Here is a 20,051-nt window from a genome sequence, read left to right as displayed (position 1 = left end):
CTGTGGCGACGAGCAACGGCTTTGACTGATGTGGAGGTCTTGCAGGCCTCTTTGGCGACCTGCAGTTTGAAACGAGCGTCGTATCTGTTCATGTATCCCTCGGGGTTGGATCTGGCGTCCAACTCCCGGGGGTCACTTCATGGATGGGTTCACGGCGTGTCCTGGCTGAGGCCCCCTGCCTCCCAAGCACAACAACGACTCGGCGCCAAACGCCTCAGCCCCGCGCCTTACTCGGATTCACCAGATTCCCGAAGAAGATCGCGTTGATCAGCAGCCGATCCGTCCCGTGCCAGTACTTGCGGTGCGCCGGGTCATCGGCAAACAGCACCACGTTGCCCTGCCCCTGCGCCGACACCAGCACCCACGCGCTGCCCGCCACCCGCGCACGGTTGCGCTCGGAAAGATAGCCATTCACCCGCGGCGGTGTGTCGATGCGTACCACCGTCGAGAACGGATTCGTGCTCGGCTGCAGCGTCACCGTGCTCTCCTTGTTGATCGCCAGTTGCCGCCGCGGCACGCCGAACGCCAGCGGATGACTGGTGTCCACATCGGCGCTCAGGATGTTGCCGCTGACCCGCTCGATCGCGGCGATGTCGCGCTGGTCACCGAATGCACGGCGGCTCTCGTCGGCAGTCTCTTCTTCCTTGCCGAGCTTCTCGCCGTCGGCCAACTTCTGCTCGATCGCCCACTTCGATGCACTGCCGTAGGTAACCAGCGAGCCACCCGCCTGCACCCAGCGCTTCAGCGCAGCCACCGCCGTGGTATCGACGCCGGTGTAGGTCCCCCCGGACAGCACGATCGTGGTGTAGCGGTCCAGGGACACTTTGCCCAGCTGCTGCGGGTCCAGCTTGCTGGCAGGCAAATGCAACTGCTGGTCGAGCAGGAACCAGGCCGAACCGATCTCGGTGGCGGCCACGCCCTCACCCATCACCAGCGCAACCGCAGGCTTGCGCAGCGCCTTGACGCCGTCACTGCCCAGATCGATGCCTTCGCGGCTGCGGCCACTGGACAGCGCGTGCACCTGCACACCTGCCTCGCGCGCGGCCGATGTCACTGCCTCAAGCAGCGCCGCGCCCTGCAGCGCTTGCCCGGCAACCGGAATCACCAGGCTGCCGGCGGCGAAGCTGACGTCGCCCTGCGCGGTCGCGGTGGTGAACGGCTGGAATGCCGCACGTGCGCTCACGCCTTTGCCCTGCAGCGCGGCCAGCGTGCGCCCGGCGTTGTAGTCGCGCCAGTCGATCGCGTAGGCGAACCCGGCCTGGTCACCCAGCACCGCGCCCTGCTGCGCCGGCAACGCAGTCACCCGTGCGCCGCCTTCGATACGGCTGCGGCTACCGGCGAAGGCCACGCCGTAGGCCGGTGCGATTGCATAGCTGGTGCTGCCGTAGAACACATCCCCCTTGATCGGCGGCGTCTCGGCAAAGATCGAATGCACCAGGCGGAACTGCGCCTGCTGCACCTGCACCACGTAGGCGCTGCCGGCATCGAAGCGCTGCCCATCAACGGTGACTGCACGCTCCAGTGCACGTACCTCGATGCGATGCAGCAGCAACAGTTCCAGCAGGCGACGGGTCAGTGCCGGATCGTGCGCGTCGCCGAACACGAAGCTCTTCACCGGCTGCTGTGCGGCCTGCTTCAGCGCGCTCTGGAAGAACTGCTTCTGCAGGTCGAACAGGCCACTGCGCTCGGCCACTGCACCACGCACCGTGCCCAGCCCGGTGGCGACCTGGTTGCGGATGGTGAACGGGAAGGTCAGCAGGCCATTCACCGATTCCTGCACGCGGCCACGCGAACTGGCCTGCTCGACGGTGACGCCGACCGCGCCGTGGAAGTCCGGATAGGTCGAGCCGTACACCGGCGAGAAGTTGTCGAAATTCTCGCCGGTGTAGTACAGCGAACCCAAGGCATCCAGCGCCTGCGCGTGGTACTTGGCCAGGGTCTTGTTGAAGTCGTACGACGGCGCCGGAATCAACGGGCTGTGCATGCTCTTCGGCGAAGGCTCGAAGTAGTACGTGCTGTCCTTGCCCATTTCGTGGAAGTCGATCTGCACGTTCGGGTACCACTGGTGGAACACCTCCACCTTCGGCCGCGAGTCCTGCTGGGTCAGGGCCAGCCAGTCGCGGTTGAGATCGGTGAAGTAGTGGTTGGTGCGGCCCTGCGGGAACGGCTCGACGTGCTCCTTGTCAGCCGGGTCGGCCGAGGCCGGATCGGAGGCCCACGCGTTGTGCCAGTTGGCGGCGCGATCGCGACCGTCCGGATTCTGCGCCGGGTCGAACAGCACCACCGCCTGCTGCAGCCACTGCTGGGTCTCGGCACTGCGGTTGGCCACCAGGTAGTAGGCGGTCAGCATCGCCGCCTCGGCGCTGGAGGTCTCGTTGCCATGCACGCTGTAACCTAGCCACACCACCACCGGGCTGTCGCCCGCCGCACTGCGCGGCTGCGCCGGATCGACCAGGGTCGCGTGCTGCTGGCGGATCTGTTCCAACCGCGCGTGGTTGCCGGCAGCGGTTACCGTGGCGATCAGCAACGGGCGGCCCTCGTAACTGCGGCCGCTCTCGCGCACGCTGATCTTGTCCGAGCGTTTCGCCAGTTCCTGGAAGTACGCCACCAGCTGGTCGTGCCGGGTGTAACGGCTGCCGATCGGGTAGCCGAGGAACTGCTCGGGTGTGGGAATGGACGTATCGAACGCGGCCGCGTCGACGGCCTGCGGGAAGAAGTACGCACTCTGTGCCTGCGCTGGCTGCGGGCAGGACAGTGCGGTGGCGGCGGCGATCAGCAACGGAAGAACGGCACGACGATGCAAGGACACGGTGACTCCCCAGGACACAACGGCAGACGGTCGCGCGGCCGGCTCCCTGAAGAAACCGGCCGCAGCGGATGGATCAGAAGCGGTAATCGAAGCCCAGCGTGAAGTAGCGGCCGCGCAGGTCGTACTGGCTGAAGTCGTATGGCGCGCGGATGCCCGGGAACGAAGCGTCGTACGGCGGCGTCTTGTCAGCCAGGTTCTGCACCTTGGCATACAGCGTCAGCTTGTCGATGCCGGTGTAGCCCAGGTACAGGTCGTACTGGCTATAGCTGCCGACGCGCTGCTGCACGGCCTTGGCTGCGGTGCTGGCTTCCTGGCGGTAGCTGCTGGTGTAGTACCAGGTTACTGCGGCGTTGAAATCACCGTACTTCCAGTCCAGCGTGGTGGTGGCCTTGTCCTTGGGCAGGGTCGCGCCCAGGTTGCTGCCGGCGTAGTCCACCAGCGGGCCACCGACCACGGTCGGGCGACGGTAGTCGCGCACGTGGGTATAGGCCGAGGACACGGTGAAGTCACCCAGCGCCGCGGTCGGGATGCGCTGGCGCAGTTCGACGTCGATACCCGAGGTCTTCAGCTCGCTCAGGTTCTGGTAGCGGTTGTAGACCGCCTGCAGCTTGCCGCGCTCATCGCGCTGCACCGCGCCAGCCACGTTGTCGTTGACCAGGGTCTGGGTATTGTTGGTGCCGACCAGGTTGTCCAGCTGGATGCGGTAATAGTCCACGCTCAGGTTGGTGTTGGCCCACGGTGACAGCACCACGCCGAAGTTCACGCTCTTGGTTCGCTCCGGCTTCAGTGCGTTGTTACCGACGGTGAAGAAGGTCGGGTTCTGGCGCGAGCCCGGCACGTCCGGATCACGCGGATCAACCACGCTGCCGTAGGCGATGCTGGTGCTGTTGGAGTTTTCCGACAGCGACGGTGCGCGGAAGCCCTTGGAAGCGGACGCACGCACCAGCAGGACATCCAGGGGCTGCCAGCGCAGGCCGATCTTCGGCGAGAACGCATCGCCGAAATCGTCGTAGTGGTCGGCGCGCGCGGCGGCGGACAGCTCCAGCGTCGAGGCCAGCGGCACGTTCACTTCGGCGTAGGCCGCACTGACCTGGCGCTTGCCGTGTACTTCGGCAATGGCCGGGCGCACCTGCAGGCCGGCATCGATCTGCCACGGGTTGTTGGAGTCGAGCTTTTCGCGGCGCCACTCGGCACCGGCCGCGAAGCCGATCTCACCCGCCCAGGTATGGCCCAGGCTGCCGGAAATCTTCGCATCGATACCCTGCAGCTTGGATTCGGCCGGACGCAGCGTGGCGATGTTGATCGAATCGCGCACCGACTGCGGCGTGGCCGCCGGGTTGAGCAGGTTGTAGCTGCCGGTGGCCAGCGCGTCGGCCAGCGCCCAGCGATTGGCGAAGCCGCCGGACACGCTCTCGCGCTCGCTGCTGCGTGCGCCGAACGCGGCCACTTCCCAATCCCACGACGCGGTGGTGCCACGCAGGCCGAACACGCCGCGGTAGGCGGTGGAACGGTTGGTCTTGATCGTGCCGCCGAGGTCGAAGAAGGTGTACTCGATTGGGATCGCGCGGCCGTACGGGTTGTACGGATTGTTGGCCGGCAGCAGCGACGACACCGGCTCGGCCAGGCCGCTGTTGGCGTTCAACGCGAAGCGGCCGCTTTCCAGGGTAAAGAACGGGCTGCTGCCGAACCAGGCGGCGCTCTTGATCTGGCTGTACAGCACTTCGCCAAAGGCCTCGACGTTGTCGTTCAGGCGGAAGGTACCGTTGGCATAGGCCTGGTAGCGCTTGGTCGAGGGAATCAGCGTGGTGAACGGCGCCTGGTTGAAGCCGCAGGTATCACCGGACAGGCCATCGATCGGCGCGCTGGCAACGCGGGTGGTGCCGGCCGGGCAGTTGCCGTTGGCGTCGAGCATCGGCACCGACACGCCGTTGATGAGGTAGCGCGCGCCCTTGGCCGACCAGCCGTTCCAGCGGCCACCCGGCTTGTCGGTGTAGATGCCGCTCCTGGTCAGGTTGCGTTCGTCCTGGTCCAGGCGCTCACGGTTGTACCCCTGCAGGCTGAAGAGGATGTTGTAGCCATCGGTGTCGAGATCACCCAGGCCGCCGACGAACTTCAGGTTCTGCTCGTGCAGGCCGCCCTGGTCGGCACCGCCGAAGCTGCCGCCGATCTCGGCGCCTTCGAAGTTCTGCCGGGTGATGATGTTGACCACGCCGGCCACGGCGTCGGAGCCGTACACCGCCGAGGCGCCGTCCTTGAGCACCTCAATGCGCTCGACCGCGACCAGCGGCAGCGCATTGAGATCGACGAAGGTGTCGGACAGGCCACCGGCCGGGAAGCCGTAGTTGGCCAGCCGGCGGCCGTTGAGCAGCACCAGCGTGTTCTTCTGCGACAGGCCGCGCAGGCCGATGCCGGCCGAGCCGGACGCCCAGCCATTGTTGGTGGTTTCGTTGGCAGCGTTGCCGGTGTTGGCCGAGATCGAGCGCAGCACGTCGGCGACGGTGGCCTTGCCGGTCTGTTCCAACTGCTGGCGGCCGATCACCTGCACCGGGTTGGAGGCCTCGGTATCGGTGCGCTTGATGTTGGAACCGGTGACGCGCACGGCGGCCAGGGTGCTGGCTTCGCCACTGGCGTCGGCGGAGGTTTCGGCGGCGGCGGACAAAGGCGCGGCCAGAGCGACGGCCAGGGCCGCCACGAGCAGGGTGTGCTTGGGCATGACGATGTGGGGGAGGTGGAAAGGGCGACGTAGTTCCGCAGTAGTCCATGCCAGGCCGGGGTCCGGCCAATAACATCTCTTCATACGGATATAAGAGAAACTATCATCTCTTCATCCGGATGGAAAGAATTACTTCACGAAAGTCCAACAATCGCTCAGGATGGCCGGCCATCTGCGGCGTACAATCGCGCCATGGAAATCTTCAAAGTCTTCATGCTCGAGGCGGCGCACCGCCTCCCCAACGTGCCGCCGGGTCACAAGTGCGCGCGCCTGCATGGCCACTCGTTCCGGGTGGAACTGAAGGTCGAGGGCGAGCCCGGCGCGCAGACCGGCTGGATCATGGACTTCGGCGACGTGAAGGCGGCTTTCCAGCCGATCTATGACCGCCTGGACCATCACTACCTCAACGACATCCCCGGCCTGGAGAACCCGACCAGCGAGAACCTGGCGGTGTGGATCTGGAACGAACTCAAGCCCAGCCTGCCGGCGCTGAGCGAGATCACCGTGCACGAAACCTGCACCTCCGGCTGTCGCTACCGCGGCCCGACGGCCTGATCAACCCATTGATCTGAAAGGCTTTTCAAAGGCGCCCTGAGCGCCTTTGTTATTTTTGTTGCATTGCCGCATCAACGGCGTATGCTGCAATGCATCAAGCCACTCCCTGATGCCCCCATGGCCGCCGCCTTCAGCGATCGCTTCAGTGATGCCACCCGCCAGTTCGCCGCCGCCGCAACGCGCGCAAACCGATTGGCGTTGGAGAACGCGGAAAGCATGTTCGGCGTGCAGTTGAAGGTGATGGAGCGCAACCTGACCGCGACCGGCGGCTGGCTGGGCGAACTGGCCCGCAGCGACGACGCGGCCGGGATGCTCAACAAGGGCGCACAGCTGTGGCAGGACAACCTGCAGCGGCTGGGCCAGGCCCAGCAGGACGTGGTCGGTCTCGGCCTGGTGGCCAGCAAGGCGTGGTCCGAACTGGTGCAGGGTTACAACGAATCAACGGCGGACGCGAGCAACCACTGACGCGACGCAACGCTCATTGCGTGGGTCCCTCCCCCCATGCAATCCGGACCCGGCAGATCCCTCCCTCTGCCGGGTCTTTTTTTGCCCGTTGTCTGGATTCAAGAGCGCTTCCTCGTCTGGATTTCCTGCGAGCTGATGGGCCCCGCCGGGGCGGGCAGGGGCCTGGGCAAATGTCCCCCGGCGCCGGCCGTTGGCCGTCACCTCCTCCTTTACTTTGCCCAGCCCCCCGCCCGCCCCGACGAGGCTTGGCTTACGGCAGGTAAGGCGCAGCGCTCGTGGCGCCTTTCAACGAGGCGCCGACGAACTCCGAACGCAGGGCGGATGCCCTTGCGTACGAAGTAAAGGGGGAGGTGACGGCCAACGGCCGGCGCCGGAGGACATTCGTACGCAAGGGCCTCCGCCCTGCGCCGCGCAGGACAACCCGCGAAGGAACCTCAGCGCCCGCGACCACCATGCCAATGCTGGTGCCACGCCTGGAACATCAGCACGTTCCACAGGTGCGTGTGCCACTTGCGCTCGCCGCGCAGGAACGCTTCCCAGATGCCGCGCACGCGTGCCGCATCGAAGCAGCCCTGGTTGCGAAGCAGCTGCGGGTCCAGCAGCGCCTCCGCCCAATCGCGCAACGGACCGGCCAGCCAGCGCGCCATGGGCGGGCCAAAGCCACGCTTGGGACGGTACACCAGCGGCTCGGGCAGGTAGCGTGCCAACAGATTCTTCAGAATGAGTTTGTGTTCGCCATCGTGGTACTTCAGGTGCTGCGGCAGGCGCCAGGCCAGGCGCACCACCTCCATGTCCAGCAATGGCGCACGGGTTTCAACGCCCGCCGCCATGCCCGCGCGATCAACCTTGGCAAGGATGCCCTCGGCCAGGTCCATGCGGAAATCCAGCAGCTGGATGCGCGCCTCGGCCGGCAGCGCCGTGTCCTGCTGCTGGAAGATCGTCAGCGGCTCACGCGCACCCAGCACTACCTGCGCCGGCTGCCGCCAGCGCGTCACGCGCTGCAGGTAGTGGCCTTCCACGTCGTTGGCGGCGACTTCCGCCACCAGCGCACGCCAGCCGCCGAGGCGGCCTCGCTCCACGTTCATCCGGTTGCCGCTGCGCCGTGCCAGGTCACGCACCCAGTCCGGCAGGCCGCCGCACAGGCGTGCATTGCGCAGCGCGCGGCCGTAGCTGGGGTGACCGAAGAACAGTTCATCGCCGCCATCACCGGTCAGTGCAACCGGCTTGCGAGCGCCCAGCAGTTCGCTGGCGAGCAGGGTCGGCAGCTGCGAGGCATCGGCGAACGGCTCGCACCAGACCTGCGGCAGGCGCTGCAGCAGGTCCAGGCCCTGGCGCGCGTCCATGCGGTGCAGGTGATGCTGCACGCCCAGGTGACGCGCGACCTGCGAGGCCCAGTCGCTCTCATCATGGCCGGGATCGTCGAAACCGACCGTCCAGGCTTCGATCGGCAGAGTCGACTGCGCCTGCATCATTGCGGTTACCAATGAGGAATCGGTGCCTCCGGACAGGAACGCGCCGCAGGCCAGCGGCGAGTGCATGCGTGCGGCAATGGCCTTCTGCAGTACCGCTTCCAGCTGGTCGGTGGCCTGCTCCAGGCTGGGTGCCGGCTGCAGGGGTTCCTGCAGTGCGCTGTGCATCGCATCGCGTGCGCACCAGTAGCGTGAGCCGCCCTGTGCGGCCTGGCTGGAACCGCCAGCCGCATGGTCATTCAGATCGATGCGCAGCATCGCGCCGGCCACCAGCTTGTGGATACCGCGGTAGATGGTGTGTGGTGCCGGCACATAGTCATGGCGCAGCAGCAGGCTCAGCGCATCCTGGTCGATGCCAGGGGCAAAGCCGGCGAAGGCCTGAAGCGCCTTCAACTCCGAGGCAAACAGGAACTGGCCCTGGTACCAACCGTAGTACAGCGGCCGCTCGCCGACCCGGTCGCGGGCCAGCCACAGTTCGCGCGCCTCCCGGTCCCACACACTGAAACCGAACGCGCCCTCGATGCGCGACAGCGCCCGCTCCACGCCCCATTCGACGATCGCCTGCAGCAGCAGCCGCGCATCGCTGCAACTGCGTGGCAGGTCGCGCAGCTGCGCCTGCAGGTCACTGCGGTTGTACAGGCGGCCGTCCAGGCACAGCACGTAGCGACCGCAGTCCGAGCTCAGCGGCTGTAATGGCGTATCGGTGGGCGCCCGGCAGTGGCCCAGTGCCAGGCCGGCCCCGGCGTCGGTCCAGTAGCCAATGCGGCCCCGGCCGCGCTGCTGCAGGGCGCGCAGCATCGGTGCCAGGCGCTGCAGCAGGTGTTCGTCCTCGGCAGGTGGCAGCCAGGCCCCGACCACGCCACTCATCGGGCACCTCTGCAGCGGCAGCGACGGGACGGGTTCAGCAGGTAGAGGGCGGGCGACATGGGAACGGCACGCGGAGCGGAGGAGACTCCATGCTCTGCGCCCTGACGGCCCCGCGTCAGTCGCGCTGCTGTCAGCGATGGTCACCAGACGTATCACGAAGGTAACGCTTTGTAACAGCCTCAGGCTATGCTCAACGCCAAGCTGTTGCCAGGCCTGGAGTGCGGCCCCAGCGCCAGCAACCCCGGCTGAATGGCGCCCACCCGCTGGACCCGGGCGGCCCGCAGGCTGGGATAGCATCGCCGCGCTCGTGCCGTGGCGGTACGTTTGCGTCCACGGAGGCCTTGGAAATGCTGGATATCGTACTGGTCGAAGACGATGCCCGCCTGGGAACGATGGTCAGTGACTACCTGCAGCGGCATGGCTACCAGGTCGCCCATGAACGCAGCGGCGAACGGGCAGTGGCCCGGATCCTGGCGGAAAAGCCGGCGCTGGTCCTGCTCGATGTCGGCCTGCCCGACCAGGATGGTTTCGAAGTGTGTCGGCAGATCCGGCCCCACTATGACGGCATCATCTGCGTGCTGACCGCCCGCACCGACAACATCGACCAGGTGCTGGGCCTGGAACTGGGGGCCGACGATTACATCGGCAAACCGATCGAACCGAGGGTGCTGCTGGCCCGGCTGCGTGCCCACCTGCGCCGCCACCGCCGGGTCGAGCCACGTGACGGCAGCCTGCGCTTCGGCGAGCTGAACATCGACCCTTCCACCCGCAACGTACACCTGCAGGGCGGCCTGCTGGAGCTCACCACGGCCGAGTTCGACCTGCTGTTCCTGCTGGCCAGCAACGCCGGCCAGATCCTGGACCGCGATGCGCTGCTGCGCGGCCTGCGCGGGATCGCCTTCGACGGCCTGGACCGCTCGATCGATGCCCGCATCTCGCGCCTGCGCCGCAAGCTGGGCGACAACCCGGAGCAGCCAGAACGGATCAAGACCGTTCGCGGCCGCGGCTACCTGTTCAGCCGCTCGGCATGGGGATGACGCGCACGCCGTCGGCGATGCGCGGCCACGCCTTCCACTTCCTGCGCTACGGCATCGGCTTCCTGCTCGCCCATCTGTTGCTGATCGTGCTGGGCCTGTGGGCCTGGGATGCCCTGCTGGAAGACCGCACCGAAGCCGGCCTGCAGGCCGAGATGCGCGGCACGCACGCGCTGCTGCAGCATCGCTTCGCCGAAACCCCGCGTGAACAGTGGCCGGCGCTGGCCCGCGAACTCGACGCTGATTTCGCCTATGCCCTACGCCTGGTTCCTTTGGCCGAGGCGGTGAAGGCGCTGCAGTCCAGCCAGCGACCGCCATTCAACAACGGCCGGGTGCAGATCGACCTGGAGCACATGCGCAGCCTGCAGCGCATCGGTGACAGCGGCTACGCGCTGATGCTGGGGCCGCTGGACGAAGCGCTGCCTGACGAAAGCTGGCAGGACAGCGAAGTCTCCGGCGTGGCGATCCTGCTGCTGATCCTGATGGTGGCGGTGGCACTGCCGATGTACGTGATGGTCTACCGGCTGTGGCGCGACGTCTCGCAGCTGGCCCAGGCGGCGCGGCGGATGCGCGACGGCCAGCTGGACACGCGTGCGCCGCGCGCCGGCACCGCACTGGTGCGGCCGCTGGCCAATGCCTTCAACCACATGGCCGAGCAGCTGCAGCAACTGCTGGAAAGCCAGCGGGTGCTCGCGCAGGCGGTGGCGCACGAAGTCCGCACGCCGTTGGCACGGATGCGTTTCGGCCTGGCCGAGCTGGAAGACAGCGCACTCGACGACGTGCAGCGCGATGCGCTGGGCGGCCTGCGCACCGATGTGGATCGGCTGCAGCACCTGACCGACGCCGGCGTCGAGTACGCCGCACTGGGTCGCTGCCATCAGCTGACCCGCCAGCGCCTGCAGCTGGCGGCGCTGGTGCGCGGCGTGGTCGCCCAGTTCGCGCCGCTGCCGGTGCCGGTGCAGCAGGCGCTGTCGCCGGTGGGCCTGGTCAACGTCAACCGGCACATGCTGGAGCTGGCACTGCGCAACCTGCTCGGCAATGCACTGCGTTACGCGCGCCGGCAGATCCGTATTGCCAGCACCGTCAATGACGGCTGGCTGTGCCTGCAGGTGGAGGACGACGGCCCCGGCATCGCACCCGAACTGCGCGGCCAGGTACTGCAACCCTACGTGCGGCTGGACCCGGGCAGCCCGGGCTTCGGCCTCGGCCTGGCGCTGGTGCAGGTGGTGGCCGACAAGCACGGCGGCCACGTTGAAGTGACCGACTCCGAACTGGGAGGTGCGTGCATCCGCCTGAAACTGCCGCTGGAAAGCGGCGGTGCGGTGACGGGCGAACCTGCCTGCTAGGCCGCCGGTTCGGCGCGTGGCAGGGCAAACACGAACAACGCGCCGCTCGCGCTGTCACGCAGTTCGATCCTGCGCCCATGCAGCTGCACGATGCGCTGCACGATCAGCAGGCCCAGCCCGCCGTTGTCGCCACGCCGAGCGCCGAGCGCGGCCGGTGCCTGGAACAGGTGGGTGCGCAGCGCTGGCGCCACCCCGGGGCCATCATCGGCCACGCTCACCTCCACGCTGTCATCGGTTGCGCGCACGCGCACCTCGATCTGCCCACCCTCGGGTGCATGCCGCAGCGCGTTGTCGAGCAGGTTGGTCAGCACCCGCTCGACCAGGCCCAGATCGGCACGCACCAGCGGCAGGCCGGGCGGGAACTCGGCGTGCAGGTGCTGGTTGCGCGCCTGCGCCGCCAGCTCGAATTTCTGCAGCACATCCTGCAGCAGTTCCGGCAGCGCGAACACTTCCCACTCCAGGCGCACTTCGCCATGTTCCAGCCGCGCCAGCTCGAACAGCGCGCGTGCCAGCCGGCCGACCTTGGCACTCTGTGCCAGCGCGATGCCGAGATAACGGCGCCGCTCGTCCGGCGACAGCGTGGCGTCCTTCAACGCCAGTGTTTCCAGGTAGCCATGCAGCGACGACAACGGCGTACGCAGGTCATGCGAGATGTTGGCGACCAGCTCGCGGCGCTGCAGATCCTGCTGGCGCAGCTGCTGCCACTGCTCGCCCAACCGTTGCGCCATCTGCGCATGCGCATGTTCGAGGATCACCAGTTCATCGCGCTCACCCGGGCGCAGCGGCTCCGGCGGCGGCAGTGGCGTGGGTGCATCGATGTCGAAGGCCTGGATGCGCCGGGTCAGCCGCCGCAGCGGGCGTGTCACCCAGTAGAAGGCCACCAGCCCGGCCAGCAGGCCGAGGCCACCAACGAGTGCCACCGACCACAGCGTGGTGTTCCACTGGCTGCCGGCGGCGAGGTCGTCGGCCAGCATCTGCCGGTGCTCGCCCACCAGCACCACGTACACATAGCCGGCCTGGCGGCCCTGCACGATCAACGGTGCAGCACTGAACACCTTGCGGCCATCGGCGCTGCGCGGATCATCACCGAGGATCGGCAACGGTGCTCCCGCCAGCAGGCGGCGCAGCGGCGCCACGTCCACCCGGGTGCGCACCAGGTGCCCACTGGGCGCATCGTGGCCAAGGATGCGGCCCTGGTCGTCCAGCAGGTAGACCTCGACGCTGGGGTTGACCGCCATCAGCTGGCCGAACAGCGCGCGCACGGCGGCATCGCGCATGCCGCTGGTATCCATCAGCTCGCTGCGCTGGGCAATGTGCTCGGCCAGGCCCAGCGACAGCCGCTGTACCACCTCCTGCTCGTGGCGGGTGTTGGCCCGCATCTGCAGTGCAAGCAGCGCCATGCAGCACGCCAGCATCAGCGCAGCGGTCACCACCGCCAGCTTCTGCCACAGGTTCGGCTTGATCATGCCGCCGCCCCGGCCGGATCGACCAGCTTGTAGCCGCGGCCCCACACCGTCAGCAACCGCCGTGGGTTGGCCGGGTCCGGCTCGATCTTGCTGCGCAGGCGATTGATATGGGTGTTGACCGTGTGTTCGTAGCCATCGTGCTGGTAGCCCCAGACCTGGTTGAGCAGTTCCATGCGCGCGAACACCTGGTCCGGATGACGGGCGAAGAACAGCAGCAGGTCGAACTCGCGCGGGGTCAGCTCCAGCGCGTTGCCATCCACCGAGGCGGTGCGCGCGACCGGATCCAGCTGCAGGCCGCCCAGTTCGATCGCGCCGGCATCGATGCGTGCGCTCTGCGCCATCGCCTCGGCGCGGCGCAGCAATGCGCGCACCCGCGCTACCAGTTCCGGCATCGAGAAGGGCTTTGCCAGATAATCGTCCGCGCCCAGTTCCAGGCCGACGATGCGCTGGGTTTCGCTGCCGCGCGCGCTGATGATGATGATCGGCACATAGCGCGCCATCGCGCGTGCACGCTGGCAGACCTGCAGGCCATCCACGCCGGGCAGCATCACGTCCAGCACCAATGCATCCCACGGACCTTCCTGCTCCAGCAGGCGCAGGCCGGCATCGCCGCTGGCAGCATGGGCGACATCGTAGCCCTCATCGCCCAGGTGCATGCGCAGCAGGTCGGCGATGTGGGCATCGTCTTCAACGATCAGCACGCGTTTGGTCGACATCGTCAGCTCAAGGCCAGTGGGGAGGCGGGTTGCATTGTGGCGCGGGACGGCCGCCGATACCTCACGAAAAATTGAATCCTGCGTGAGGATTCGTTGACCCGGGCGGGCGCAGCATGGCCTCGTCATCCCCTTCCCGGAGTCCGCCATGTCCTTGTCCCGCCGCCATCTGCTGGGCCTGGGAGGTGTTGCCACCGCCGCCGGCCTGCTCGGCCTGGGGGCCTGCAGCCGCGCCGCCCCGGCCGCCGCCGAAGCGCGCCCGTCGCGACAGTTCGAGGTCATGCACAGCGATGCCGACTGGCGCCAGCGCCTGACCCCGGCGCAGTACGCGGTGCTACGCCAGCAGGCCACCGAACGGCCGTGGAGCAGCCCGCTCAACAAGGAACACCGCCAGGGCACCTTCGCGTGTGCCGGCTGTGCGCTGCCGCTGTTTTCCTCCTCCACCAAGTTCGAGAGCGGCACCGGCTGGCCCAGCTTCTGGGCGCCGCTGCACAACGCCATCGGCGAAGACCGCGACGTCACCTTCGGGATGCTGCGGGTGGAGGTGCACTGCCGTCGCTGTGGCGGCCACCTCGGCCATGTGTTCAACGATGGCCCACGCCCGACCGGGCTGCGCTACTGCATGAACGGTGCAGCGATGGTGTTCGTTCCCGGCGCCACGGATGGCACTGCCGACGGCTGGCGGGTGCCGGTCGGTTCTTCCCCTGTTTCCGGAGCCTGACGATGCTGCTGTTGCTGCTTGCCTATCTGGGGGGCGCGCTGACCCTGCTCAGTCCCTGCATCCTGCCGGTGCTGCCGTTCGTGTTCGCGCGTGCCGACCGTCCCTTCCTGCGCAGCACGCTGCCATTGCTGCTGGGCATGGCGCTCACCTTCACCGTGGTTGCCAGCCTGGCCGCGGTGGGCAGCCAATGGGTGGCACAGGCCAACCAGGTCGGGCGCTGGATCGCCCTGCTGCTGATGGCACTGTTCGCGGTCGCCCTGCTGTGGCCACGACTGGCCGACCATCTGCTGGCGCCGTTCCAGCGCGTGGGTGCCCGTCTGAGCGCGCGCGCCGATGCCGCGGATGCCGCTGGGCGTGGCGGCGCGTGGACCTCGCTGCTGATCGGCATCGCCACCGGCCTGCTGTGGGCGCCCTGCGCGGGGCCGATCCTCGGCCTGGTGCTGACCGCTGGCGCCCTGCATGGCGCCAGCGTCGGCACCAGCACGCTGCTGCTGGCGTATGCGCTGGGCGCGATCACCGCGCTGGCACTGGCGGTGTGGGTGGGCGGCCGCGTGTTCCGCGCACTGCAGGCGCGGCTTGGTCTCGGCGACGCACTGCGCAAGGTGCTGGGCGTGGCTGCGCTGCTGGCGGTGGTGGCGATTGGTCTGCGCTGGGATACCGGCCTGCTGACCCGTCTTTCCACGCTCAGCACCGCGCGTATCGAGCAGGGCCTGCTGGACGCGGTACCCGGCGCGCAGCCGGCGGCACCACCGATGATGATGATGGCCGGTGCCGACGCCGCTGGCGATGCACCGCTGCCGGTGGAAGGCACCCTGCCCGCGCTGGACGGGGCCACCGGCTGGCTCAACAGCCCACCGCTGACGGTCCAGCAGCTGCGCGGCAAGGTCGTGCTGGTCGATTTCTGGACCTACTCCTGCATCAACTGCCTGCGTGCGATGCCGTTCGTTCACGAATGGGAGCGCCGCTACCGCGACCACGGCCTGGTGGTGATCGGCGTGCACACGCCGGAGTTCGCCTTCGAGCGTGACCCGCGCAACGTGATGAAGGCGGTGCAGCAGCTGAAGGTCGAGTACCCGGTGGCGCTCGACAACCAGTACACGATCTGGCGCGCGTTCAACAACCGCTACTGGCCGGCGCAGTACTTCGTTGATGCGCAGGGCAACATCCGCGGCCACCAGTTCGGCGAAGGCAACTATGCGCGTTCGGAACAGATGATCCGTCGCCTGCTGACCGAAGCCGGGCAGGCCAACCTGCCGCCGCCTGCCGATCCTGCGGCCGCCGACCTGAAAGGCGTGGCCGTGCAGGCCGACATGGGCAACCTGCGCTCGCCGGAAACGTATCTGGGCCACGCCCGCGCCGAACAGTTCGCCTCGCCCGGCGGGCAGCGCAGTGATGCCGCGTTCGACTACTCCTTGCCAACGACCCTGGCGCTGAACCAGTGGGGACTGTCGGGGCGCTGGACCGTCACCGATGAAGCCGCACAGCTGCAGCAGGCCGGTGGCCGCATTGCCTTCCAGTTCCATGCGCGCGACCTGCACCTGGTGCTGGCGCCCAGCCGCGACGGCAGGCCGGTGCGCTTCCGCGTCTGGCTGGATGGCAAGGCGCTGCCTGCCGCCGATGCCGGTAGTGATGTCGGCGCCGATGGCAGTGGCGTGGTCGACGAGCATCGCCTGTACCAGCTGGTACGCCAGCGCGGCACGGTCGGTCCGCATCGCTTCGAGATCGAATTCCTCGATGCGGGCGTGCAGGCCTATGCCTTCACCTTCGGTTGAACCGGGAGCACATGATGAAACTCTCCTTTGAACAGGGCATCGCCGCCGGTGTGGCCGGCCTGGTGGCCACCGCATTGATCGCCGGTGTGCTGCTGGTCGACCACGGCGCGGCTGCGGCGCCGGTCGAAGCCAGCGCGCAGACCCAGGCAGTACCGGCACCCACGGGCGATGCGGCGTTCCGCGATGACGCGACCCACGCCAGCGTGGTGTTCGCCGGCGGTTGCTTCTGGGGCGTGCAGGGCGTGTTCCAGCACGTCAAGGGCGTGAGCAATGCGGTGTCCGGCTACATCGGCGGCAGCGCCGCCGACGCGCGTTACGAGCGGGTCAGCAGCGGCCAGACCGGCCACGCCGAAGCAGTGAAGATCGACTACGACCCGCGCCAGGTCAGCTACGGGCAGTTGATGCAGGTGTTCTTCTCGGTGGTGCACGACCCGACCCAGCTCAACCGTCAGGGGCCCGACCACGGCAGCCAGTACCGGTCGGCGATCTTCACTGACGACGCCCGCCAGCAGGCAGCCAGCCGCGCCTACATCGCCCAGCTCGGCCAGGCCGGCAGCTTCCGCGCGCCGATCGTCACCCAGCTGGTCAGCGGCCAGCGCTTCTACCCGGCCGAAAGCTACCACCAGAACTACATGACGAACTACCCGCAGGCGGCCTACATCCGCTACTACGACGCACCGAAGCTTGCGGCGCTGGGCAAGCAGTTCCCGGCGCTGTACCGGCGCGAGGCGGCGCTGGCGCCGATGCGGTAGCCGGCGTTCCCCCTTGGGCTGACCGACGCTCGGCGGTGCTCTCTGTAGAGCCGAGCCCACGCTCGGCTGCTGTTGGCGGAAGTGCAGCCGAGCATGGGCTCGGCTCTACACACAAAAAAAGACGCACGGCCATCCAGCCGTGCGTTTGGGAAGTATCGGCCGTGCCCCGATCAGGCCCGGCCGACAACGACATGCTAGGCTCGCCCTCATCATGGGTACAGCACCAGATGGCGGGAAATTCGATGGATACAGATGACCAGAGCACGATGATCCCACCCCGCTACCAACGGCTGTCCGACGAACTGGCCGAGGCCATCCACGGCGGCCGGCTTCCAGTAGGCAGCCGCCTGCCCTCGCTGCGACAGATGGCCCTGCAGCGCAGGCTCAGCCTGAACACGGTGATTGCCGCCTATCGCCAGCTGGAGGACGCCGGACTGGTGATTCCGCGGCCGAAGGCGGGCTTCGAAGTCGCGCCGCGGCTGTCGGTGCCGGAGCGTTCGCTGCGCGACACCCCATCCGCGCCCACCGCGCCGCTGCAGCAGGTCCTGATGGCCCGGGTACTGGAAGCACAGCGCCGCCCGGGTGTGGTCGACCTGGCCTTCGCCGGCCCACGTGGTCGCCAGTTCTATCCCGGCGCGCAGCTGGCCCGGCATACCGCGCAGGTGCTGCGCCACGGCCAGCAGACGGTGGAGACCTATGCGAGACCCAACGGCTCCCCCCGGCTGCTGGCACAGATCGTGCGCCGCAGTCCGCGCATGGGACTGCACACCCACGCCGAGCGACTCCTGCTGACCCATGGTGCGATGGAAGCCCTGCAGCTTGCGTTGCGCGCGGTAACCCAGCCCGGTGACGCGGTGGGCATCGAGGCGCCGTCCTACTTCAACCTGTATCCGTTGCTGGCCAACCTCGGCCTGCAGGCCATCGAGTTGCCCACCCACCCGCAGCACGGACTGGACGTGGATGCACTGGATGCGCTGCTGGAGCACAGGCCGCTGGCCGCACTGGTGGTGATGCCGACCGTGCACAACCCGCTCGGCTGCACCATGCCGACCGCCGCCAAACAACACCTGGCCGAGCTGGTCAACGCACGGCAGCTGCCGCTGATCGAGGATGCGGTGTACGCCGAGCTGCAGTTCTGCGAACCACCGGCACCCTTGCTGAAAGCCTTCGATCGCGATGGCTGGGTGATGGTGGTCGGTGGCTTCTCAAAGACACTGGCGCCGGATTACCGCATCGGCTGGCTGGATGGCGGCCGCTTCGCAGAGCGCATCGCACTGCTGAAGTTCCAGTCCACCGGCGGCGAGCCGCAGCTGCTCGGCGATGCGGTGGCCGCGTATCTGGAAGCAGGCAGCTACGAGCACCATCTGCACCGCATGCGCCGCCTGTACCGCGAACAGGTCGGGCGGCTGCGCCAGCTGGTGGCCGAACACTTCCCGGCCGGCACCCGCGCCACCGAACCGCAGGGCGGCTTCCTGCTGTGGCTGGAACTGCCGGGCGTGGATACGCGAGAGCTGTTCGAGCGAGCGCTGCTGGAGGACATCGTGTTCATGCCGGGCCAGGTGTACTCGCGCGGCGCACGCTACCGCCACTGCCTGCGGCTGTCGTGCTGCCAGAGCCTGGATGCGCGCTTCATCGGTGCGGTGGAGCGGCTGGGCGCGATCGCACGGGAGCTGGCAGTGCGCCAGCTCCTGTAGAGCCGAGCCTACGCTCGGCTGCCCTTCGCTGACGGTCCCCGCTGAGCCGAGCATGGGCTCGGCTCTACAGGAAGCAGGTCAGTCGAGCAGGTGCGTACTCAGGATCTGACCATCCGCCCCCGGCAGATGCGGCAGCCGTCCCCAGCACGGCATCGGCAGGCGCTGCTGCAGCGTGGCGATGTTCTCGTCCTGGCGCTGCATCGCAGGATCAATGTGGTTGCCGATCCAGCCCAGGCGGTCCACGCCGCTGGCCTGCAGTGATTGCGCAGTCAACCGCGCATGGTTGACGCAGCCAAGCCGCATGCCCACCACCAGCAGCACCGGCAGCTGCAGCGCACGCACCAGGTCGAGCTGGTCCAGCGTGGCCGAAACCGGCGCCAGCCAACCGCCAACCCCCTCCACCACCACGATATCGGCCTGCGCGCGCAGTCGCGCGAACGCGGCCACGATCGGCGCCAGTTCCACCTGCACGCCGTCCTCGGCCGCCGCCAGCTCCGGTGCCAGCGGCTGCCGCAGCGCATACGGGTTCAGGTCGGCATAGTCCGGCACCGGCCAGCTGGCCGCCTGCAGTGCCAGCGCGTCCTCGTTGCGCAGGTCCTGCCCCAGGTCTTCGCTGCCACTGGCCACCGGCTTCATGCCGACCGCACGCAGGCCGCGCCGGCGCAGCGCATGCAGCAGCGCAGTGCTGGCCGCGGTCTTGCCGATTTCGGTGTCGGTGCCGGTAACGAACAGGGCGGGCGGCAGCGTGGCAGGCAACGGCATCGATTGGCTCCAACAGGGCAACAGAGCGTGCATTATCGCCGGCCCGTCGCGCTTGCTAGACTGCGGGCATGTTCGCCAATGCCTCGCTCACCGGCAGCAAGCCGGAACAATACGCCCAGCTGCTGGAACAGGCCCGTGGCCTGGTCTACGCCGAGTCCGACCGCATCGCCAACGCGGCCAACCTCTCCGCACTGGTCTACCACGCCCTGCCCGACCTGAACTGGGTGGGTTTCTACCTGTACGATGGCAAGGAACTGGTGGTCGGCCCGTTCCAGGGCCTGCCGGCCTGCGTGCGCATCCCGCTGGACAAGGGCGTGTGCGGTGCCGCCGCCAGCCAGCGGGTCACCCAGCGCGTGGAGGATGTCGACGCCTTCCCCGGCCACATCGCCTGTGATTCGGCCTCGCGTTCGGAGCTGGTGGTGCCGCTGCTGCGCGGCGATGAACTGATCGGCGTGTTCGACATCGACAGCCCGAAGGTGGGCCGCTTCGATGCCGACGACCAGGCCGGCCTGGAAGCCATTGCCCGCGTGTTCGTCGAGGCGCTGGGATGAACGCACCCAAGCTGCGCAACATCGGCCCCAAGAGCGCGGCCTGGCTGCGCCAGGTCGGCCTGCGCAGCCGCGACGACCTGGTCGCGATCGGAGCGGTCGGTGCCTTCGTCAAGGTCAAGCGTGCCGGCTTCAAGCCCAGCCTGAACCTGCTGTACTCGCTGGAGGGTGCGTTGCTGGACTGCCACTGGCAGGAACTGAGCGAGCCGCAGCGCGATGCGCTGGTACAGGACTATGAAGCGCGCATCGCCGCGCATCCGCTGAAGGCGGCCGGCCCGGCGTCGGGCCCGGTGCATGAGCAGCGCTTCGATGCCGACGATGACGCGGAAGACAGCGTTGCCGAGGATGCGGACGAGGATTGACGG

17 protein-coding genes are annotated in these 20,051 nt (G+C 67.9%); 10 read left to right on the top strand and 7 right to left on the bottom strand.

Features of this window, described 5'->3' with window-relative positions; all coding sequences use genetic code 11:
• The 3 genes from AC5P8J_RS17650 to AC5P8J_RS17640 all read right to left on the bottom strand — a co-directional run.
• Window positions 1–92: transposase (locus AC5P8J_RS17650; protein ID WP_332329010.1), on the bottom strand; the 92-nt coding region annotated here is incomplete at its 3' end.
• Between the two features lie 122 nt (window positions 93–214).
• Entirely contained in the window at window positions 215–2,809 is a 2,595-nt protein-coding gene (locus AC5P8J_RS17645) for a M14 family zinc carboxypeptidase (RefSeq protein WP_495217012.1), read from the bottom strand.
• Window positions 2,810–2,882: 73 nt separating this feature from the next.
• The gene (locus tag AC5P8J_RS17640) at window positions 2,883–5,522 is read right to left on the bottom strand and encodes a TonB-dependent receptor plug domain-containing protein (RefSeq protein ID WP_495217011.1); all 2,640 of its coding nucleotides are present in this window, start codon (window positions 5,520–5,522) and stop codon (window positions 2,883–2,885) included.
• A 192-nt stretch (window positions 5,523–5,714) separates the two neighbouring features.
• Between AC5P8J_RS17640 and queD the strand changes: the two genes are divergently transcribed.
• The gene (gene queD, locus AC5P8J_RS17635; RefSeq protein ID WP_005407953.1) at window positions 5,715–6,077 is read left to right on the top strand and encodes a 6-carboxytetrahydropterin synthase QueD; all 363 of its coding nucleotides are present in this window, start codon (window positions 5,715–5,717) and stop codon (window positions 6,075–6,077) included.
• A 117-nt stretch (window positions 6,078–6,194) separates the two neighbouring features.
• Window positions 6,195–6,542, top strand: a complete 348-nt coding sequence (locus AC5P8J_RS17630; protein ID WP_019660945.1) for a phasin family protein — start codon at window positions 6,195–6,197, stop codon at window positions 6,540–6,542.
• Window positions 6,543–6,976: 434 nt separating this feature from the next.
• On the opposite strand, the gene asnB is transcribed toward AC5P8J_RS17630, so the two are convergent.
• Window positions 6,977–8,878, bottom strand: coding sequence for an asparagine synthase (glutamine-hydrolyzing) (gene asnB / locus AC5P8J_RS17625; protein WP_495217010.1), 1,902 nt, complete (start codon window positions 8,876–8,878; stop codon window positions 6,977–6,979).
• A 347-nt stretch (window positions 8,879–9,225) separates the two neighbouring features.
• Between asnB and AC5P8J_RS17620 the strand changes: the two genes are divergently transcribed.
• Both AC5P8J_RS17620 and AC5P8J_RS17615 read left to right on the top strand, forming a co-directional pair.
• Window positions 9,226–9,915, top strand: a complete 690-nt coding sequence (locus AC5P8J_RS17620; RefSeq protein ID WP_010484092.1) for a winged helix-turn-helix domain-containing protein — start codon at window positions 9,226–9,228, stop codon at window positions 9,913–9,915.
• Entirely contained in the window at window positions 9,912–11,258 is a 1,347-nt protein-coding gene (locus tag AC5P8J_RS17615) for an ATP-binding protein (protein ID WP_111102060.1), read from the top strand. The genes AC5P8J_RS17620 and AC5P8J_RS17615 overlap by 4 nt, the downstream gene beginning before the upstream one ends.
• On the opposite strand, the gene AC5P8J_RS17610 is transcribed toward AC5P8J_RS17615, so the two are convergent.
• Both AC5P8J_RS17610 and AC5P8J_RS17605 read right to left on the bottom strand, forming a co-directional pair.
• A complete protein-coding gene (locus AC5P8J_RS17610) occupies window positions 11,255–12,724 on the bottom strand; it encodes a sensor histidine kinase (RefSeq protein ID WP_495217009.1) in 1,470 nt (489 codons plus the stop codon). The two genes, AC5P8J_RS17615 and AC5P8J_RS17610, sit on opposite strands and share 4 nt — an antisense overlap.
• The gene (locus AC5P8J_RS17605; RefSeq protein ID WP_005407947.1) at window positions 12,721–13,440 is read right to left on the bottom strand and encodes a response regulator transcription factor; all 720 of its coding nucleotides are present in this window, start codon (window positions 13,438–13,440) and stop codon (window positions 12,721–12,723) included. The genes AC5P8J_RS17610 and AC5P8J_RS17605 overlap by 4 nt, the downstream gene beginning before the upstream one ends.
• A gap of 145 nt (window positions 13,441–13,585) precedes the next feature.
• On the opposite strand from AC5P8J_RS17605, the gene msrB reads away from it, so the two are divergent.
• From msrB to AC5P8J_RS17585, 4 genes are all read left to right on the top strand, one after another.
• Window positions 13,586–14,158: a peptide-methionine (R)-S-oxide reductase MsrB gene (gene msrB / locus AC5P8J_RS17600; protein WP_005415145.1), complete on the top strand. Its 573-nt coding sequence runs from the start codon at window positions 13,586–13,588 to the stop codon at window positions 14,156–14,158.
• Window positions 14,159–14,160: 2 nt separating this feature from the next.
• Window positions 14,161–15,930 carry a cytochrome c biogenesis protein DipZ gene (locus AC5P8J_RS17595; RefSeq protein ID WP_495217008.1) on the top strand — a complete coding sequence of 590 codons (1,770 nt, stop codon included), beginning with the start codon at window positions 14,161–14,163 and terminating at the stop codon, window positions 15,928–15,930.
• A gap of 14 nt (window positions 15,931–15,944) precedes the next feature.
• Window positions 15,945–16,682, top strand: coding sequence for a peptide-methionine (S)-S-oxide reductase MsrA (msrA, locus tag AC5P8J_RS17590; RefSeq protein WP_164144244.1), 738 nt, complete (start codon window positions 15,945–15,947; stop codon window positions 16,680–16,682).
• Window positions 16,683–16,924: 242 nt separating this feature from the next.
• Window positions 16,925–18,376, top strand: a complete 1,452-nt coding sequence (locus AC5P8J_RS17585; protein ID WP_495217007.1) for an aminotransferase-like domain-containing protein — start codon at window positions 16,925–16,927, stop codon at window positions 18,374–18,376.
• 78 nt (window positions 18,377–18,454) lie between these two features.
• Here the strand turns inward: AC5P8J_RS17585 and bioD are convergent, their stop codons facing one another.
• Window positions 18,455–19,138: a dethiobiotin synthase gene (bioD, locus tag AC5P8J_RS17580; RefSeq protein ID WP_495217006.1), complete on the bottom strand. Its 684-nt coding sequence runs from the start codon at window positions 19,136–19,138 to the stop codon at window positions 18,455–18,457.
• Window positions 19,139–19,206: 68 nt separating this feature from the next.
• On the opposite strand from bioD, the gene AC5P8J_RS17575 reads away from it, so the two are divergent.
• Both AC5P8J_RS17575 and AC5P8J_RS17570 read left to right on the top strand, forming a co-directional pair.
• On the top strand, window positions 19,207–19,689 hold the full coding sequence (locus tag AC5P8J_RS17575; RefSeq protein ID WP_005407940.1) for a GAF domain-containing protein: 483 nt from the start codon (window positions 19,207–19,209) through the stop codon (window positions 19,687–19,689).
• Window positions 19,686–20,048: a TfoX/Sxy family protein gene (locus tag AC5P8J_RS17570; RefSeq protein WP_021203374.1), complete on the top strand. Its 363-nt coding sequence runs from the start codon at window positions 19,686–19,688 to the stop codon at window positions 20,046–20,048. The genes AC5P8J_RS17575 and AC5P8J_RS17570 overlap by 4 nt, the downstream gene beginning before the upstream one ends.
• Window positions 20,049–20,051: the final 3 nt, after the last annotated feature.

This window comes from Stenotrophomonas sp. YJH_SMC_37 (assembly GCF_059370035.1).
Note: the sequence above shows the minus strand (reverse complement) of the source record. Positions and strands in the feature narration are given on the sequence as shown.

What these genes read in the sequence shown, in the direction of transcription:
- AC5P8J_RS17640 (WP_495217011.1), bottom strand. Translation starts at nt 5,522, where the DNA reads ATGCCCAAGCACACCCTGCTCGTGGCGGCCCTGGCCGTCGCTCTGGCC.
- queD (WP_005407953.1), top strand. Translation starts at nt 5,715, where the DNA reads ATGGAAATCTTCAAAGTCTTCATGCTCGAGGCGGCGCACCGCCTCCCC.
- AC5P8J_RS17630 (WP_019660945.1), top strand. Translation starts at nt 6,195, where the DNA reads ATGGCCGCCGCCTTCAGCGATCGCTTCAGTGATGCCACCCGCCAGTTC.
- asnB (WP_495217010.1), bottom strand. Translation starts at nt 8,878, where the DNA reads ATGAGTGGCGTGGTCGGGGCCTGGCTGCCACCTGCCGAGGACGAACAC.
- AC5P8J_RS17620 (WP_010484092.1), top strand. Translation starts at nt 9,226, where the DNA reads ATGCTGGATATCGTACTGGTCGAAGACGATGCCCGCCTGGGAACGATG.
- AC5P8J_RS17615 (WP_111102060.1), top strand. Translation starts at nt 9,912, where the DNA reads ATGACGCGCACGCCGTCGGCGATGCGCGGCCACGCCTTCCACTTCCTG.
- AC5P8J_RS17610 (WP_495217009.1), bottom strand. Translation starts at nt 12,724, where the DNA reads ATGATCAAGCCGAACCTGTGGCAGAAGCTGGCGGTGGTGACCGCTGCG.
- AC5P8J_RS17605 (WP_005407947.1), bottom strand. Translation starts at nt 13,440, where the DNA reads ATGTCGACCAAACGCGTGCTGATCGTTGAAGACGATGCCCACATCGCC.
- msrB (WP_005415145.1), top strand. Translation starts at nt 13,586, where the DNA reads ATGTCCTTGTCCCGCCGCCATCTGCTGGGCCTGGGAGGTGTTGCCACC.
- AC5P8J_RS17595 (WP_495217008.1), top strand. Translation starts at nt 14,161, where the DNA reads ATGCTGCTGTTGCTGCTTGCCTATCTGGGGGGCGCGCTGACCCTGCTC.
- msrA (WP_164144244.1), top strand. Translation starts at nt 15,945, where the DNA reads ATGAAACTCTCCTTTGAACAGGGCATCGCCGCCGGTGTGGCCGGCCTG.
- AC5P8J_RS17585 (WP_495217007.1), top strand. Translation starts at nt 16,925, where the DNA reads ATGGATACAGATGACCAGAGCACGATGATCCCACCCCGCTACCAACGG.
- bioD (WP_495217006.1), bottom strand. Translation starts at nt 19,138, where the DNA reads ATGCCGTTGCCTGCCACGCTGCCGCCCGCCCTGTTCGTTACCGGCACC.
- AC5P8J_RS17575 (WP_005407940.1), top strand. Translation starts at nt 19,207, where the DNA reads ATGTTCGCCAATGCCTCGCTCACCGGCAGCAAGCCGGAACAATACGCC.
- AC5P8J_RS17570 (WP_021203374.1), top strand. Translation starts at nt 19,686, where the DNA reads ATGAACGCACCCAAGCTGCGCAACATCGGCCCCAAGAGCGCGGCCTGG.